Below are 15,389 nucleotides of genomic sequence, written 5' to 3'. Positions count from 1 at the left end.
ACCTGACATCCTGCTCCGAGGTCGCTGCCTTGCCCCCAATTTCTGAAGTCAGACTGTACATCTCCGGCCTGTGGCTGCTGGTGAAGGGCAATCCCGCAGGCTTCCGCTGCCTCGACATCAGCGATCGCGGCATGATGCGCTCCTTTTGGGCGATCGTCTGGTCGCTGCCGGCGATTGCTTCCTCGTGGATCTGGTGGCGGCTTGCCTACCTTCAGGGGCTGCCGGAGGGGCAATCGCTCGGCGGTGTCTTTTTCCTGCGCATGGGCATGCTGGAGGCTGCCAACTGGCTGCTGCCGCTGGTGTTGGCCGGCGTGCTGGCGCTGCTGATGGGGTTCGGCAGACATTTCCCGGCCATCGTCCTCATCACCAACTGGCTGTCGGTACCTTTCGCCTACATTTACGGCGTGCTGAGCCTGATGCTGATCGCCCTGCCGGGACTGACGGCGATTATCGCGTTGTTGTGGCTGGCAGCGATCCTGTCGCTGATCATCGCCCTGACGCGGATCTTCAAGATGCTGCTCGGCGACCAGACATTGATGGTGGCGACGCTGACGATGGTGCTGATCGTGCCGTCACTCCTGGTGTCCGACGTCCTCGAGAAGTTCCTCGGCGTCTACCCCAACTGAGGCGTCGTCGGCGGGATAGTCCACCTGCATGAAGTAGAGGCCGTCCGGCGGCGCCACCGGACCGCAGGCGGCACGGTCCCTCGCCTCGAGCGCAAGGCGAACGTCCAGCGGTGTCATCTTCCCCTCGCCGGCCATTTTCAGGGTGCCCGCGAACGAGCGGATCTGGTTGTGCAGGAAACTCTGCGCCGATGCGCGGATCTCGATCAGTTCGCCACTGCGCGTCACATCCAGCCGATCAAGCGTCCGCATTGGGCTTTTCGCCTGGCAGTGCGTGGAGCGGAACGTCGTGAAATCATGGTGGCCGACGAGCATCTGGGCGGCGGCATGCATGGCCTCGTGGTCGAGGTCCTTCGAAACCCACCATGCCCGCTTCGCTTCGATGGCAAGCGGCGCAGGGCGCGAAATGATGCGGTAGAGGTAATGCCGACGAAGAGCGGAGAAGCGAGCGTCGAAGCTGTCCGGTGCGGATTCCGCCTGGACGATCGAGACCTTTTCGCCGGCCATCCTCAGGTGGGCATTCAGCGCGTTGCGCAGCTTATAGGGCACCCAGGACCGGGACAGGTCGGAATGTACCACCTGGCCTAGTGCGTGGACGCCGGAATCGGTACGCCCGGCGCCGCGAACGACGACGGCTTCCTGCGTCAGCTTCAGGATCGCCTCTTCGATCGCCGCCTGTACCGAGTGGCCGTTGTCCTGGCGCTGCCAGCCGACATAGGGGGTGCCGTCATATTCGACGGTCAGCTTGAAGCGCGGCATCAGCCGATCCTCGTTCCACGGGCAAGCGGCGTGCCGCGCAGGAACTCGGTGGCCTCGAGCGGCTTCCCGCCGGCCTTCTGCAGGCGCGTTAGGCGAACCGCCCCATTGGCGCAGGCGACCGTCAGATGGTCATCGAGTACCGTGCCCGGCTCGCCGTTGCCGTCGGCCAGCCCACTGCGCAGCACCTTGATGCGCTCCGGCCGGCCATTGATCTCCGCTTCGAACCATGCACCCGGGAAAGGCGACAGGCCGCGGATGTGGTTGTGGACCTCGGCAGCGGGCCGGGAGAAATCGATGCGCGTCTCGCTTTTGTCGATCTTGGCAGCATAGAGCACGCCCTCCTCCGGCTGCGGTGTGAGCGGCAGGTCACCCGCCTCCAGCCGGTGCATGGCGTCGGCCATCGTCCGCGCGCCCACCAGCATCAGCCGGTCGTGCAGCTCGCCTGCCGTCATTTCCGGCTCTATCGCGACTTCGCTCGTCAGGGCGATGGGGCCAGTATCGAGGCCTTTTTCCATCCGCATCACCATCATGCCGGTCTTTTCATCGCCGGCCATGATGGCGCGCTGGATGGGTGCTGCGCCCCGCCAGCGCGGCAGCAGAGAAGCGTGACCGTTGTAGCAGCCCAGACGTGTCGCCTGCAGCACCTCGACCGGCAGCAGCAGACCATAGGCGACGACCACCGCCACATCGGCGTTGATTGCCTTGAAGAGGGTGCGCTCCTCCGGATCCTTGAAATTGACCGGCGTGTGCACCGTAAGCCCGAGCAGTTCCGCCGCCTGATGAACGGGGGATTTCTGCAGGTCGAGCCCGCGCCGGCCACCCGGGCGCGGCGGCTGGGTGTAGACCGCGGCTATCTCGTGGCCGGCGTCGACCAGCGACCGCAGGGTCGGCACGGAAAAATCCGGCGTGCCCATGAAGATGATGCGTAGAGCCATTGGATCCGGGTCCTGTTCGTCAGGCGCCTTCAAACGGGTTCACGAGCCGAAGATCAAGCCCCCAGAAGTCTTTTGTGTTGCGCGTGGCAAGTGTCGCGCCATGGGTGAGGCAGATCGCTGCGATCATGGCGTCTTTTGGTTCGATCTGGCGATCTGCAAGATGACGGCGGGCTGCAATGATTCCGTAAAGGTGAGCAGCACCTGTTGAGAATGGCAGGATACGCTCGCTGAATTCCTCCTCTAAAGCGGCGTATGTCTCTATCAACTTAGCCTTACGGACTCCCTCAGGCAAAAGGGCAAACCCGAAGTGCGTCTCCGCAACGGTGATGATCGTTAAATAGACAGTCGATACGGGCAAGCCATCGAGCCATCGCAGCAAGTAATCGCTGTAGGTGCGGCCCTTCAATTCCGAATAAACGTTGGTATCGAGAACGATCATTCATCGAAACGCGGGGGCTTGCGGTCGCTGGAGTGGCGCAGAGCCTCGATTGCCGCAAGTTCTTCGTCCGTCCAGCTCGCATCGCCTGCGACGAGCGGCCGCAGACGCTGCCCGGCGGAGTCCAGTCTTCTATAAGCGATCCCCTGCAGCTCGCGATGAAGAATCTCCGTCACCTCGTCCGAGACGCTGCGGCCCGACCGCTCGGCACGTTCGGCAAGGCTTTGACGGATGGCATCGGGGATGTTGCGGATCAGCAGGTCACCCATCGGCAGTCCTCCTTGATATCGGCAGATATCATAGGCGGCGATGGGGATGGCTTCAAGCCGCGCTGATCAGACGGCCTTCGCCTTGGCCGCCTTGGTGAAGCGCTTGATCACCATGTCGCGCTTCAGGCGCGAGATGTGGTCGATGAACAGCACGCCGTTCAGGTGGTCGATCTCGTGCTGCAGGCAGGTTGCCAGCAGGCCGTCGGCCTCCAGCACATGGTCCTTGCCGTCGCGGCCGACATGCTTGACGGTGACGGCCGCCGGTCGCTCAACCTCCGCGTAATACTCGGGAATCGAGAGACAGCCTTCATCGTAGACCGAACCCTCGTCCGACACCTTGAGGATCTCCGGATTAATGATCACCAGCGGCGTCTTCTCCTCGCCCTCGCGCGAGATATCAATGACCAGCATCCGGCGTGGCACGCCGATCTGGATGGCAGCGAGACCAATTCCCGGCGCCTCGTACATGGTTTCGAGCATGTCGTCGGCGAGCTTCAGCGTGTCTGCGTCGACGCGCTCGATGGGCTGCGAAACCTGGCGCAGAACGGGATCGGGAAGGATGATGAGAGGCTTGATGGTCATGGATTTTCCCATAACCCATCTTCGTCAGAAATGAAAAGGTCGTCGCTCACAGAATCGACCGACTATTGGGATTTGTTCCTGTTTTGATCTTTCCCCGACGCCCGGACTCGGCTAGCGTTCGCGGATGCAGAACCCGTCACTCGCACTTTTCGACCGAATTGCTTATGCCCTGCAAGGTACGGGCGGCCTGATCCTGCTTGCCGGCCTTGCCATCGGCCTCATCATTGCCTTCGCCGCCAGACGGTCTTCGAGGCGCGAGCGGGCGGAAGCGGATGCGCGGTTGGCGGAGCTGCTCAGGGCGCAGATCGAGATGCAGGGCCGTGTCTCGGCCATGGCGGATGCCATGAGTTCGCGCCAGGCGGAGCTCAACCGATCCGTCAACCAGCGATTGGACGGCATGACCCACCGGCTCGGTTCGACGATCACCGAGCAGACCAAGTCCACCCACGACAACCTGCGCAAGTTGCAGGAGCGGCTGGCGGTGATCGATGCGGCGCAGAGCAACATCCAGACGCTGGCAAAGGATGTCGTCGGTCTGCAGGCGATCCTCTCCAACAAGCAGACCCGCGGCGCGTTCGGCCAGGGGCGGATGGAGACGATCGTCGCCGACGGCCTGCCGATGGGCGCCTACACGTTCCAGGCGACGCTGTCGAACGGATTGCGGCCCGATTGCACGATCACCATGCCGAACGGCGCGCCGCCGCTCGTCATTGATGCGAAATTTCCCCTGGAAGCCTGGCACGCCTTCCGCGACGCGACGCAGCCGGATGTCCGAAAGGCCGCCGGCCAGCAGTTTCGCCGCGATCTGGAGACCCATATCAAGGACATTTCCGAAAAATACCTGATCGTCGGCGAGACGCAGGACACCGCCTTCCTGTTCGTACCGTCGGAATCGATCTTTGCCGAGATCCATGAGCACTTCGAGGGCGTGGTGCAGAAGGCGCAGCGATCGCGCATCGTCATCGTCTCACCGTCGCTTCTGATGCTGTCGATCCAGGTGCTGCAGGCGCTGCTGAAGGACCAGCGGATGCGCGAACAGGCGCACCGGATCCAGGGCGAAGTGGCGCTGCTGATGGACGATCTCGTGCGGCTGGACGAACGAACCCGAAAGCTGCAGGCGCACTTCCAGTCCGCACAGCGCGATGTCGAGCAGATCGTCACCTCCGCCGACAAGCTGACGCGGCGCGGCGCACGCATCGGGGCGCTGGATCTCGAACCGCCGCCACTCCCGTCCGCGGCTCAGGAGCCGGAACCGGAGCGCAGCGTCGAGAGCCGGACGGGAATGCTGAAGCTGCGGGTGGTTGACGAGGATTGACCGCCTCGGGCAGTGTCCCGGCAAACCGACACGCCAGGAACAGACCCATGATCACCGTCTTCGGCTCCATCAACATGGACCTCATCGCCACCACGGCACGCCTTCCGCAGCCGGGGGAAACCGTCGCCGGTAGCGCGTTCTCCACTGCGGCCGGCGGCAAGGGCGCCAATCAGGCGCTGGCCGCAGCACGGGCCGGTGCCACGGTTTCCATGATCGGCGCCGTCGGGAGTGACGCCTTCGCAGAACCGGCGCTTGCGCTTCTCGGCCAGGCCGGCGCCGATCTCTCCGCAGTCAGGCGGACGGACGAGCCGACCGGCACGGCGCTGATCCTGGTCGGCGGCGATGGCGAGAACATGATTGTTGTCGTCCCTGGTGCCAATGGCACCGTCACGACGGCGGATGCCGAAGCGACTGTCGCGGCGATGAAGGCCGACGATATCCTGATGCTGCAGATGGAGGTGCCTGCCCCGGCGGTGCGCGCCGCCATGACCGCAGCCCGGGCGAAGGGCGTTCGGACGATGTTCAACACCGCGCCGCTTACGGAGGATGCGGTTGCTCTGAGCGAGCTGGCATCGATCGTCGTTGCCAACGAAACGGAGTTCGACCTGCTGATCGGCCGCCAGTCTCTCGATGCCGATCAACGGCTGGCGGCGATGCACGACCTGCATGGGCGCACTGGCCAGACGTTGGTGGTGACGCTCGGCGCGGATGGCGTGGTGGCACTTCGCGACGGCGCGGTGCTGACGACCAAAGGCCTGGAGATCGAGCCGGTCGATACGGTGGGTGCGGGAGACACGTTCTGCGGCTACCTGGCGGCCGGCCTCGACCAGGGCCTGGACTTTGCCGCAGCGCTCAGACGTGCGGCAGTCGCCGGTTCGCTCGCCTGCCTGAAGAAGGGCGCGCAGCCTGCCATTCCGCTCTCGGCGGAGGTCGCGGAGCGGATCTAAGGCCGAGCACGATAACCAGTCCCGCTTGCGTGGCAGCGCGGCGCCTCCCATATATCGTGGACGCCGCGCATGCCTTCGGGGTGCGCTCCGAAGTCGCTTGACATCAAGGACTGCACGATGAGCAGAATGACACAGTTCGCGAGCCCGCTTCTCCTCGGCTTTGATACCATGGAGGTCGCCCTTCAGCGGCTGGCCAAGGCGAATGACGGCTACCCGCCCTACAATATCGAGCGGCTGCGCCCGACCAGTGCCGGCGAACCGGATCGTCTGCGGGTGACGCTGGCGGTGGCCGGCTTTTCGGAAGAGGATCTCGACGTCAGCGTCGAGGAGAACCAGTTGACGATCCGCGGCCGGCAGAGCGAGACGGGCGAGCGCGACTACCTGTACCGGGGCATCGCGGCGCGCCAGTTCCAGCGCGTCTTCGTGCTTGCGGACGGCATGCAGGTGGGCGGCGCGAGCCTTCGCAACGGGCTTCTTGCCATCGATCTTATCCGGCCGGAACCGGCACGCATGGTGCGAAAAATTAACATTTCCGTCTCAGATTAACTGTCTTGGCAGCAGTGCCAGACATGAATGGACGGAGGCTTCCATGCTCCTCAAAAATGCGACCTCGCAGCTGACGCAATCAGAGTTGGCTCACCTCGGCTCCGGCGAGATCGGTTATATCCGCCGGATGCGTTCCGAAGAGGTTTCCCGCTGTTTTCCCGAGGCTCCTGATATCGATCCCGCTCTTGACCTATGGGCGCTGTTCGGTGCCGACGGCACGCCGATCCTGCTGACCGACAACCGTTCCAGCACCTTCTTCAAGGCAGCCGAAGACGACCTGAAGACCGTTAGCCTGCACTAGCGGTCAAGGCCCGAACGGCACGTCGGGTCAGACCCGGCGAAATGTCAGATAGGCGGAAGAGCGGCCCTCGCGCCGGGCTTTCGCCTCATAGCGGGTTCCCGGCCAGGTGGCGAAGGGTTCGAGCCAGTCGGACGGCTGCTCGGCAGTCCATTGAAAGCCGCCATGGGTGCGGCAATGCTGCAGCGTCCAGTTGACATAGGTGTCGATGTCGGAGGCAAAGCAGAGCAGGCCGCCCGGCTTCAGCACCCGATGAAATCGTTCAAGATTGACCTGCGATACGAAGCGCCGCTTCCAGTGCTTCTTCTTCGGCCAGGGATCCGGGTAGAGAAGGTCGATGCGGTCGATCGATGCCTCCGGCATCCAGTCGAGCAGCTGCGTCGCATCGTCGTCATGGACGCGGATATTGTCCAGTTGCCGTTCGCTCACCTGCGCCAGCAGCTTCGCCATGGAATTGACGAAGGGCTCGACGCCGATGAAACCCGTTGCAGGGTTCTCACCGGCGCGATGCACAAGGTGTTCGCCGCCACCGAAGCCGATTTCCAGGCGCAGGTTCTCGACCGGTCGCGCAAACAGCGTCTTGAGGTCGTCCGGCGCAGGCTGCGCCAGATCCACCTTCAAGGACGGCAGGAGCGTCGTCATCAGGTCGACCTGACGCTCTCTCAGTTGCTTGCCCTTGCGCCGACCGTAGAACGCCTCTGTGGCGCGCGATCGGCGCTCGGTTTCCTCAGCCATTCTCAGCCCTTCATTGCTTCCTTCAGCGGCTTGACGAGGTCGAGCTTCTCCCAGGAGAAGGAACCGTCGCGGCCAGCCTTGCGGCCGAAATGGCCGTAGGAAGCAGTCTTTGCATAGATTGGCTTGTTAAGGTCAAGATGTCGACGAATTCCGGTTGGGGAAAGATCCATCACCTGGCGGATCGCCGCCTCCACCTGGTCCTCGGTCGCACCTTTGCCGGTGCCGTGCAGATCGACATAGATCGACAGCGGCTGGGCGATCCCGATCGCGTAGGAGATCTGGATGGTGCAGTTGTCGGCGAGGCCGGCAGCAACGACATTCTTCGCCAGGTAACGTGCGGCGTAAGCAGCCGAACGGTCGACCTTGGTGGTGTCCTTGCCGGAGAAAGCGCCACCGCCATGCGGTGCGGCACCGCCGTAGGTGTCGACGATGATCTTGCGGCCGGTCAGGCCGGCGTCGCCGTCGGGACCGCCGATGACGAACTTGCCGGTGGGGTTGATGTACCACTTGCAGTCGTCGGCGATCTTCAGGTCGCCCAGCGCTTCATTGATGTAGGGTTCCACGACTTCGCGGACCTTGGCGCTGTCCCAGCTGTCGTCGAGATGCTGGGTGGACAGCACGATCGAGACGGCTTCCGAAGGCTTGCCGTCGACGTAGCGGACGGTCACCTGGCTCTTGGCATCGGGACCGAGCTTGGCGACGTCGCCTTCACCCTTCTTGCGGGCGGTGGCCAGCAGCTGCAGGATGCGGTGCGAGTAGTAGATCGGCGCCGGCATCAGGTCGGGGGTCTCGTTGCAGGCGTAACCGAACATAATGCCCTGGTCGCCGGCACCTTCGTCACCCTGCTGGTCGGCAGCGTTGTCGACGCCCTGCGCGATGTCGGCCGACTGCGAGTGGAGCAGCACGTCGATGCGGGCGGTCTTCCAGTGGAAACCGTCCTGCTCGTAGCCGATATCCTTGATCGCACGGCGGGCAGCCGCCTTGAATTTGGAGGGGTTGATGACCTCGTTGCCGTCCTTGTCCTGCTTCATCAGGCTCGGCGGCAGGCGAACTTCGCCGGCGATCACCACGCGATTGGTGGTGGCGAGCGTTTCGCAGGCGATGCGCACCTTCCACGGGTCGACGCCCGTCTTGGTCGCTTCACGGTAAACGAGATCGACGATTTCGTCCGAGATCCGGTCACAGACCTTGTCGGGATGGCCTTCAGCGACGGACTCGCTGGTAAACAGATAATTGGCGCGCATGCTGGGATTCCCCTCAAGAACAAACCGCTGATTGTCGTAGTGAGTTCAGCTCGAAATGACAAGGACACAACGACATAAATATATCTTTATACGGCCATAGCAGCTGGCGATCCGGAAGAAACACGGATCTCTGGTGATCAGACATGAAAAAAGCGGCCTGGTGGCCGCTCTCAACTTCCGGATCCGGGAGGATGGGATCTATTCGAGTTCAGCCTCGGCGGCGAGCGCCTTGACGAGATCGACCAGTTTGCGGCGGACCTTCGGATCGCTGATCTTGACGAAGGCGCGGTTCAACTGCAGTCCCTCGGAGGACGAGAGGAAGTCGACCACATAATTCGAGCTGGTCGCTTCGGCCATGCCGGCTGCATTGGGAGCCTGATCGCCAGGGGCATCTTCAAAGAAGAACGATACGGGCACATTGAGGATGCTGGAGATGTTCTGCAGACGGCTTGCACCGACGCGATTCGTCCCCTTTTCGTATTTCTGGATCTGCTGAAAAGTAATGCCGAGGCTCTCGCCAAGCTTTTCCTGGCTCATGCCCAGCATGGTGCGCCGAAGGCGAATTCGACTTCCCACATGGATGTCGATCGGGTTCGGCTTCTTCTTATTCTCAATCATTGCAAAAGTCCTAGGTTAATCTCAGGCCCCCACCGCCCTCATGACGTGCTTCTCGACATGACTGACCTTACCGGTGCCCGGGCGATCAAGAGCAGCATACGTCGACACGGAGAGCGGCACACTATGCGTTCTTAGGGGTTTGCGGTCAATTGAGCCTGAATTTGAAACCAAAACGAGAAATTCCTGCAATCAGGAACAGGGCGACAACTATCAACCAGAAGTGCGTTTGCCGGCCGTAGCTGTCCCAAACCGGGACAGGAGAACCACCCAGAGTGGCATCAATGACGCCTTTCTGATTAAGCGCCAGCCCCTGTTCAACCCGGCCAAATGCATCGACGACACCGGAAATCCCGTTATTTGCGCTGCGAATCAGTGGGATGCCGTTTTCCACAGCCCGCAGCCTCGCCTGCTGGAAGTGCTGGTAGGGGCCGGGTGTGTCGCCAAACCATCCGTCGTTGGTGACGTTGAGCAGTGCCGCCGCGCCTGCCACCAGCGGTTCGATCTCATCGGGGAAGATCGCTTCGTAGCAAATCAGCGGATAGAAGGACCGGCCGCTCGGAAGCGTCATCAGTGCATGTCGCGTGCCGGCCGTGAAGCCGCCCGGCATCTCGACGACATTGCCGATGCCCCAGCTGTTGAGGAGATCCTCAAAGGGCAGGTACTCGCCGAACGGCGTCAAGTGGACCTTGTCTACAGCGCCGATGATCTGGCCCTGGCTGTCGATCGCATAGATAGAGTTATAGTAGCGCGGCGGCTGGCCCGGAACCGCGTCCTCGGCACGCACCACGCCGGCGATGAGGATCTGGCCGTCGGACAGCATGTCTCCGATGCGGGTCAGGCCGTCACGATTCTGGGTGAGGATGAACGGGACCGAGGTTTCCGGCCAAATGATAACGTCTGGTCGGCGCGCGCCGTCTTTTGGCGGGAGCGCGCTGAGCGCCAGATGCTCCTCGAACACCGAAACCCGGTCGGAATTGTCCATCTTGCGGGCCTGGTCGATGACCGGCTGGACGATGCGCACGGTGAGCGACTGCTCGCCCCGGGCGTCCGCTGCCGGTGCCGGTGCCGCCGACAGTCGATAGGCGCCGTAGCCGAGATGTACTGCCGCCAGCACTGCGGCGAGCGTCAGGCCGCCCGCCAGTCCGCGACGGGTCCCGAGCAGGGCTGGTGCCGACAGCACGAACACTGCAAGCGTCGAGACGCCGAAGATGCCGATGGGCCCGGCCGACTGCATCATCAGCGGGATCGGCATCACGCCGTAGCCGATAGTGTTCCAGGGGAAGCCGGTGAACAGGAAGCCGCGCAACCATTCCGCCAGGCCAAAGCCGACGGCAAGTGCCGCGAGCCGGCCGAAGCCGTCGGACCACAGGCACCCGGCAAGCCAGGTGGCAAGCCCCCAGAAGATGGCAAGACAGGCAGGAAGCCCGAAGATGGCGAGCGGCAGGGCCCAGGCGAAACCTTCCGCATCGACGAGCAGCGCATTACCCAGCCACCAGAGGCCGGCGACGAAATAGCCGAAGCCGAAAAGCCATCCCAGCCAGAAGTTCGATCGCCAGCGGGCAAAGAAACCGGTTCCCGGTGCCGAGGCGGCCCCGTCCATCAGCCAGACGAGGAGGGTGAAGGAGACGAAGAGTGCGCCGATGAAGGAGAAAGGCGGCAGCGCAAGCGCACCGAGGGCACCGGCAAGGATCGCCAGGATCGCCCGACGCACACCCCACAGAAGGATGACCTTGCTGGCAATCCGCTCCATTGCTTACCGTTCCCCGCTCATCGCCCGCAACGGCCAGCGCCGCAGCACGTCACCCTCGCCCCGTCGTGTTTACGCAGGAACAGGTTCAGGGTCCACGCTGTTCGGCACCGCTGTCGGCGGTGTTCGGGTGGTGAGGCGGCGGTGGGCTCTCTGGACCGCCATGATCGGCCTCACCCTTGGCGAGCCGGCGACGTGCCACGAGCTGCCGCTTGCGGACGATACGGACCCGCTTGATGCGGCGGGGATCGGCGTCGAGGATCTGGAATTCGAACCCGGGAACCGCTTGCACCAGTTCGCCACGCACCGGAATGCGGCCGAGCGACGAGAAGATCAGGCCGCCCAGCGTATCGACGTCTTCCAGCTGATCGCGGACATCGAAGTCCGAGCCGATCGCTGCGGCGATTTCCTCAAGCTCGACCCGCGCATCGGCGATGAAGACATCATCGCTGGTGCGGGAGACCATGACCTCCTCATTGTCGTGCTCGTCCTCGACGTCGCCGATCACCATCTCGACAATGTCCTCGTGGCTGACAAGCCCGTCGGTGCCGCCGTATTCGTCAATCACCAGCGCCAGCTGCGTGCGTGCCGCCTGCATGCTCTGCAACAGGTCGGAAGCCTGCATCGACGGCGGGACGAAGAGGATCTTGCGCACCAGGCCGGCATCGGCAACGGTCGTGCTCAGGTCGACGCGACCGAGGTCGAAGGCCGGCCGCGGCGTGCGCACGGTCTTTTCCTTCAGCACCGCATCCGGGGCGGCATCGACATGGACAGCCTTCGCCGCTGCGCCCCGGCGACGGTTGCGCGCCTGCTTGGCGAGATAGGACAGGAGATCGCGGATATGGACGAAGCCGCGCGGATCATCCAGCGTGTCGGCATAGACCGGCATCCGCGAGCGGCCGTTTTCCTCGAACTGAATGGGAAGATCGCCGAGCGTCATCGTCATGTCGACGGCTTCGATATCGGCGCGCGGCACCATGATGTCTTCGACGCGGACTTCGCGGAAACGCAGGATGTTGTGCAGCATGGCCCGTTCTTCGGGCGAAAACGCGTTGCTGACATTGGTATCGGTCAGCAGCGCATCGGCAAGATCTTCGCGCAGTCGCTCGCCCTGCGATGGCCTCAGCAGCCGTACCACACGTGCCCAGAAGGAGCTGTGCGATCGGTGCGGAGCGTCACGTTTCGCCGGACTGCCGCCCTCTTCGGAAGACGACTGCTCGGAGTCGTTGCCGTCGCGGACGGCGCTTGTCGGATTATCGTTCATCGTTCCAATTTACACTATGGGATCTTGTCCCGCATAGGGATCAGATAGGCCAAGCGTGGCCAAAATGCGAGTCTCGAGGGATTCCATTGTCTCTGCTTCGTCAGTCTCGATGTGATCGTAGCCGAAAAGATGCAGGAAACCGTGCACCAGAAGGTGCGTCAGGTGCTCGTCGAAAGGCTTGTCGAGATCGATCGCTTCCCGTTCGACGGTCTCCCGGGCAATGACGATATCTCCCAGCATCGGGCCCGGCATCTTGCCCGGCATCACGGGGAAGGCCGGGAACGACAGGACGTTGGTCGGCTTGTCCTGACCACGCCACTCGGCATTGATCTCGCGAATTGCCGCGTCCCCGGTGAAAACAAGGGAAAGCTCGGAAGGTTGCGCCGGAAACGGCTGCTTCTCCTGCGCCTGCAGATAGGCTGCTGCAGCCGAGATCACCTTGTCCGTCAAGGTGAAGAGGCTGTCCTCGCTCGGCCAGCCTTCGTCTTCGACGCTGATCTGTATGTCTATGTCGGGCATCGCATCCGGTCCGCCTCAGCGGTCCTGCTCCTCGCTTTCCTCGTGAACAGCGTACTGCGCGTCGTAGGCCTGGACGATGCGGCCGACCAGCGGGTGGCGCACGATGTCTGTGTCCTTGAACCGGACGACGGAGATCCCCTCGATCTCCTTGAGGATCTGCAACGCCTCGACCAGACCGGACTTGACGCCGCGCGGCAGGTCGACCTGGCTCGGGTCGCCGGTGATGATCATCCGGGCGTTTTCGCCAAGGCGCGTCAGGAACATCTTCATCTGCATCGATGTGGTGTTCTGCGCCTCGTCGAGGATAACGGCGGCATTCGCCAGCGTGCGTCCGCGCATGAAGGCGAGCGGGGCGATTTCGATGACGCCTGCCGTGATCGCCCGCTCGACCTTGTCGCCGGGGATCATGTCGTAGAGCGCATCATATAGAGGCCGGAGATAGGGATCGACCTTGTCCTTCATGTCGCCGGGCAGGAAGCCCAGGCGTTCGCCGGCTTCGACGGCCGGGCGCGACAGGATGATCTTGTCGACGGCGCCCCGCTCGAGCAACTGTGCGGCGTGGGCGACCGCGAGATAGGTCTTGCCGGTGCCGGCGGGACCGACACCAAAGACCAGCTCGGAGCGCTCCAGCGCCCGCATGTAGGTGTCCTGCGTCGGCGTTCGCGCCTGGACGGTCTTCTTGCGGGTCGAGATCTGCGCCATGGAAAGCTTGGCCTTCCGCTCCAGGGTCGGGAGGGTCAGCTGATCATCTGCCGCAACGGCCATGCGTATTGCACCTTCCACGTCGGAGGTTTCCACCGAGCCGCCCTTCTGCAAGCGCTCGTAGAGAAAATCGAGAGCGCGGCGCGCCTGGTTGGTGGCAACGACCTCGCCGGAAATGCTGACGGAATTGCCGCGGGCGCGCGCATCGATCTGCAGGCGCTCTTCCAGAAGCTTGAGGTTCTGGTCGAATTGTCCGAACAACTCGCTGGCAAGGCGATTGTTCTCGAACGTCAAGACGAAGTGGTTGGCGTCGACCGCTGAGGTTCGGCTGTGGCGCGAGGGTGAGGTTACCAGTTCACGTCCGTTCAAGCAGTCAGGCTCCTCAAGAGATCCACCAAGACCTAAGTTAACGCTCAATTCTCTCGGCAAACAAGCTGTTTGGTCCCGTGCCGACGATTCGTACAGAAATAATGTCACCGATTTGCGATGACGCCGCATCGACATTGACGGACTGCAGCCAGGGAGACCGGCCGATCAACTGCCCCGGCATCCGGCCGGGCTTCTCCAGCAGGATGTCGAGGGTCCGGCCGACGCAGGCCTCGGCAAACTCGTGCTGCTGCCTCAGCAACAACGCCTGCAACCGCTCCAGCCGCTCTGCCTTGACCGCGTCCGCGACCTGCGAACCGAGGTCGGCGCCGGGAGTTCCGGGGCGCGTCGAATATTTGAACGAGAAGGCCTGGGCGTAGCGGACCGTCTCCACCAGCCGCAGCGTGTCCTCGAAATCGGCATCCGTCTCGCCGGGAAAACCGACGATGAAATCGCCCGAGAGTGCGATGTCGGGACGGGCGGAGCGGATCCGCTCGATCAGCCGCAGATATTCCTCGCCGGTATGCCGCCGGTTCATCGCCTTCAGAATGCGGTCGGAGCCCGCCTGGACCGGCAGGTGCAGGTACGGCATCAGGGCACGCAGGTCGCGGTGCGCCTCGATCAGCCGGTCGTCCATGTCGCGCGGGTGGCTGGTGGTGTAGCGCAGCCGCGCGAGGCCTTGGATTTCCGCCAGCCGGTAAAGAAGGTCGCCGAGCCCCCAGCTTTCGCCGTTCGGCCCCGCGCCGTGCCAGGCATTGACGTTCTGCCCGAGCAGGGTGATCTCGCGCACTCCGGCATCAACCAGCCGCTGCGCTTCGTCGACGATCTGCGACAGCGGCCGCGAGACTTCCGAACCGCGCGTATAGGGGACGACGCAGAAGGTGCAGAACTTGTCGCAGCCTTCCTGGACGGTGAGGAATGCCGTCACGCCACGCGCCCGGATCTGCGCCTTGTCGGTCTTCGGCAGGTGCTCGAACTTGTCTTCGACCGCATAATCGGTCTCGATCACCCGCTCGCCGGAGCGCGCCCGCCGGAGTGCCTGCGGCAGGCGATGATAGGTCTGCGGCCCGATGACCACGTCGACCGCAGGCGCACGCCGCAGGATCTCCTCGCCTTCCGCCTGCGCGACACAGCCGGCAACACCGATCATCAGTTCGCCGCCGTTCGCCCGGCGCTCCTTCTTCATCTCGCGCAGGCGCCCGAGAGCCGAATAGACTTTCTCGGCCGCCTTCTCGCGGATGTGGCAGGTGTTGAGGAGAACGAGGTCCGCCTCTTCCATGGCGTCGGTGGTCACATAGCCTTCGCTCGCCAGCGCATCGCCCATGCGCACCGAGTCGTAAACGTTCATCTGGCACCCGTAGGTCTTGATGAACACCTTGCGCGTGTTGGCGATGTCACCGCCGGTTTGGGCAGCGGCAGGAAGCGTGGCGGTCTGTTCGGTCATGGTGGCTTCTTTACTGCAAGATCGCCCAGATTAGAAGGAT

At 63.2% G+C, this 15,389-nt stretch carries 18 protein-coding genes; 5 read left to right on the top strand and 13 right to left on the bottom strand.

What is annotated here, in order from left to right; genetic code table 11:
* The first annotated feature begins 29 nt into the window (after nt 1–29).
* The gene (locus ACR65N_RS17470; protein WP_440458032.1) at nt 30–626 is read left to right on the top strand and encodes a hypothetical protein; all 597 of its coding nucleotides are present in this window, start codon (nt 30–32) and stop codon (nt 624–626) included.
* Here ACR65N_RS17470 and truA read toward each other — a convergent pair.
* The 5 genes from truA to def form a co-directional block, all read right to left on the bottom strand.
* On the bottom strand, nt 573–1,382 hold the full coding sequence (gene truA / locus ACR65N_RS17465) for a tRNA pseudouridine(38-40) synthase TruA (protein WP_440458031.1): 810 nt from the start codon (nt 1,380–1,382) through the stop codon (nt 573–575). The genes ACR65N_RS17470 and truA overlap by 54 nt on opposite strands.
* Nucleotides 1,382–2,317: a methionyl-tRNA formyltransferase gene (gene fmt, locus ACR65N_RS17460; RefSeq protein WP_440458030.1), complete on the bottom strand. Its 936-nt coding sequence runs from the start codon at nt 2,315–2,317 to the stop codon at nt 1,382–1,384. Before fmt ends, truA begins: the two co-directional genes overlap by 1 nt.
* 19 nt (nt 2,318–2,336) lie before the next feature.
* Entirely contained in the window at nt 2,337–2,756 is a 420-nt protein-coding gene (locus tag ACR65N_RS17455; protein WP_440458029.1) for a type II toxin-antitoxin system VapC family toxin, read from the bottom strand.
* On the bottom strand, nt 2,753–3,022 hold the full coding sequence (locus ACR65N_RS17450; RefSeq protein ID WP_440458028.1) for a FitA-like ribbon-helix-helix domain-containing protein: 270 nt from the start codon (nt 3,020–3,022) through the stop codon (nt 2,753–2,755). Before ACR65N_RS17450 ends, ACR65N_RS17455 begins: the two co-directional genes overlap by 4 nt.
* A 66-nt stretch (nt 3,023–3,088) precedes the next feature.
* Nucleotides 3,089–3,604, bottom strand: a complete 516-nt coding sequence (def, locus tag ACR65N_RS17445; protein WP_430306098.1) for a peptide deformylase — start codon at nt 3,602–3,604, stop codon at nt 3,089–3,091.
* Between the two features lie 124 nt (nt 3,605–3,728).
* Between def and ACR65N_RS17440 the strand changes: the two genes are divergently transcribed.
* From ACR65N_RS17440 to ACR65N_RS17425, 4 genes are all read left to right on the top strand, one after another.
* Nucleotides 3,729–4,919: a DNA recombination protein RmuC gene (locus tag ACR65N_RS17440; RefSeq protein ID WP_440458027.1), complete on the top strand. Its 1,191-nt coding sequence runs from the start codon at nt 3,729–3,731 to the stop codon at nt 4,917–4,919.
* Nucleotides 4,920–4,966: 47 nt separating this feature from the next.
* Entirely contained in the window at nt 4,967–5,866 is a 900-nt protein-coding gene (locus ACR65N_RS17435) for a ribokinase (protein WP_440458026.1), read from the top strand.
* A 117-nt stretch (nt 5,867–5,983) separates the two neighbouring features.
* Nucleotides 5,984–6,412 carry an Hsp20 family protein gene (locus ACR65N_RS17430; protein WP_430306101.1) on the top strand — a complete coding sequence of 143 codons (429 nt, stop codon included), beginning with the start codon at nt 5,984–5,986 and terminating at the stop codon, nt 6,410–6,412.
* Nucleotides 6,413–6,455: 43 nt separating this feature from the next.
* The gene (locus ACR65N_RS17425) at nt 6,456–6,713 is read left to right on the top strand and encodes a BQ00720 family protein (protein ID WP_430306102.1); all 258 of its coding nucleotides are present in this window, start codon (nt 6,456–6,458) and stop codon (nt 6,711–6,713) included.
* Between the two features lie 27 nt (nt 6,714–6,740).
* Here the strand turns inward: ACR65N_RS17425 and trmB are convergent, their stop codons facing one another.
* The 8 genes from trmB to miaB form a co-directional block, all read right to left on the bottom strand.
* Nucleotides 6,741–7,445 (bottom strand): tRNA (guanosine(46)-N7)-methyltransferase TrmB, encoded by a 705-nt coding sequence (gene trmB, locus ACR65N_RS17420; RefSeq protein ID WP_440458025.1) that lies wholly within the window; start codon nt 7,443–7,445, stop codon nt 6,741–6,743.
* A gap of 2 nt (nt 7,446–7,447) precedes the next feature.
* Nucleotides 7,448–8,689: a methionine adenosyltransferase gene (gene metK / locus ACR65N_RS17415; protein ID WP_440458024.1), complete on the bottom strand. Its 1,242-nt coding sequence runs from the start codon at nt 8,687–8,689 to the stop codon at nt 7,448–7,450.
* A 198-nt stretch (nt 8,690–8,887) separates the two neighbouring features.
* Nucleotides 8,888–9,307: a helix-turn-helix domain-containing protein gene (locus tag ACR65N_RS17410; RefSeq protein ID WP_430306105.1), complete on the bottom strand. Its 420-nt coding sequence runs from the start codon at nt 9,305–9,307 to the stop codon at nt 8,888–8,890.
* 145 nt (nt 9,308–9,452) lie between these two features.
* Nucleotides 9,453–11,057: an apolipoprotein N-acyltransferase gene (gene lnt, locus ACR65N_RS17405; protein ID WP_440458023.1), complete on the bottom strand. Its 1,605-nt coding sequence runs from the start codon at nt 11,055–11,057 to the stop codon at nt 9,453–9,455.
* Nucleotides 11,058–11,142: 85 nt separating this feature from the next.
* Complete coding sequence (locus ACR65N_RS17400; RefSeq protein WP_440458022.1) at nt 11,143–12,318, bottom strand: hemolysin family protein; 1,176 nt, start codon at nt 12,316–12,318, stop codon at nt 11,143–11,145.
* Nucleotides 12,319–12,327: 9 nt separating this feature from the next.
* Nucleotides 12,328–12,837 (bottom strand): rRNA maturation RNase YbeY, encoded by a 510-nt coding sequence (ybeY, locus tag ACR65N_RS17395; protein WP_440458021.1) that lies wholly within the window; start codon nt 12,835–12,837, stop codon nt 12,328–12,330.
* A 15-nt stretch (nt 12,838–12,852) separates the two neighbouring features.
* The gene (locus ACR65N_RS17390) at nt 12,853–13,908 is read right to left on the bottom strand and encodes a PhoH family protein (RefSeq protein WP_430306109.1); all 1,056 of its coding nucleotides are present in this window, start codon (nt 13,906–13,908) and stop codon (nt 12,853–12,855) included.
* A gap of 37 nt (nt 13,909–13,945) precedes the next feature.
* Nucleotides 13,946–15,349, bottom strand: a complete 1,404-nt coding sequence (gene miaB, locus ACR65N_RS17385; protein ID WP_440458020.1) for a tRNA (N6-isopentenyl adenosine(37)-C2)-methylthiotransferase MiaB — start codon at nt 15,347–15,349, stop codon at nt 13,946–13,948.
* Nucleotides 15,350–15,389: the final 40 nt, after the last annotated feature.

The sequence above is a fragment of the Rhizobium sp. SAFR-030 genome, assembly GCF_059415005.1.
This window is presented reverse-complemented; position numbering and strand designations above follow the sequence as displayed.

Excerpts from the sequence above, each read along its gene's own strand:
- trmB (WP_440458025.1), bottom strand. The coding sequence starts at position 7,445 with ATGGCTGAGGAAACCGAGCGCCGATCGCGCGCCACAGAGGCGTTCTAC.
- ACR65N_RS17450 (WP_440458028.1), bottom strand. The coding sequence starts at position 3,022 with ATGGGTGACCTGCTGATCCGCAACATCCCCGATGCCATCCGTCAAAGC.
- ACR65N_RS17430 (WP_430306101.1), top strand. The coding sequence starts at position 5,984 with ATGAGCAGAATGACACAGTTCGCGAGCCCGCTTCTCCTCGGCTTTGAT.
- fmt (WP_440458030.1), bottom strand. The coding sequence starts at position 2,317 with ATGGCTCTACGCATCATCTTCATGGGCACGCCGGATTTTTCCGTGCCG.
- def (WP_430306098.1), bottom strand. The coding sequence starts at position 3,604 with ATGACCATCAAGCCTCTCATCATCCTTCCCGATCCCGTTCTGCGCCAG.
- ACR65N_RS17440 (WP_440458027.1), top strand. The coding sequence starts at position 3,729 with ATGCAGAACCCGTCACTCGCACTTTTCGACCGAATTGCTTATGCCCTG.
- ACR65N_RS17435 (WP_440458026.1), top strand. The coding sequence starts at position 4,967 with ATGATCACCGTCTTCGGCTCCATCAACATGGACCTCATCGCCACCACG.
- ACR65N_RS17455 (WP_440458029.1), bottom strand. The coding sequence starts at position 2,756 with ATGATCGTTCTCGATACCAACGTTTATTCGGAATTGAAGGGCCGCACC.
- lnt (WP_440458023.1), bottom strand. The coding sequence starts at position 11,057 with ATGGAGCGGATTGCCAGCAAGGTCATCCTTCTGTGGGGTGTGCGTCGG.
- miaB (WP_440458020.1), bottom strand. The coding sequence starts at position 15,349 with ATGACCGAACAGACCGCCACGCTTCCTGCCGCTGCCCAAACCGGCGGT.
- metK (WP_440458024.1), bottom strand. The coding sequence starts at position 8,689 with ATGCGCGCCAATTATCTGTTTACCAGCGAGTCCGTCGCTGAAGGCCAT.
- ACR65N_RS17425 (WP_430306102.1), top strand. The coding sequence starts at position 6,456 with ATGCTCCTCAAAAATGCGACCTCGCAGCTGACGCAATCAGAGTTGGCT.
- truA (WP_440458031.1), bottom strand. The coding sequence starts at position 1,382 with ATGCCGCGCTTCAAGCTGACCGTCGAATATGACGGCACCCCCTATGTC.
- ACR65N_RS17410 (WP_430306105.1), bottom strand. The coding sequence starts at position 9,307 with ATGATTGAGAATAAGAAGAAGCCGAACCCGATCGACATCCATGTGGGA.
- ACR65N_RS17400 (WP_440458022.1), bottom strand. The coding sequence starts at position 12,318 with ATGAACGATAATCCGACAAGCGCCGTCCGCGACGGCAACGACTCCGAG.
- ybeY (WP_440458021.1), bottom strand. The coding sequence starts at position 12,837 with ATGCCCGACATAGACATACAGATCAGCGTCGAAGACGAAGGCTGGCCG.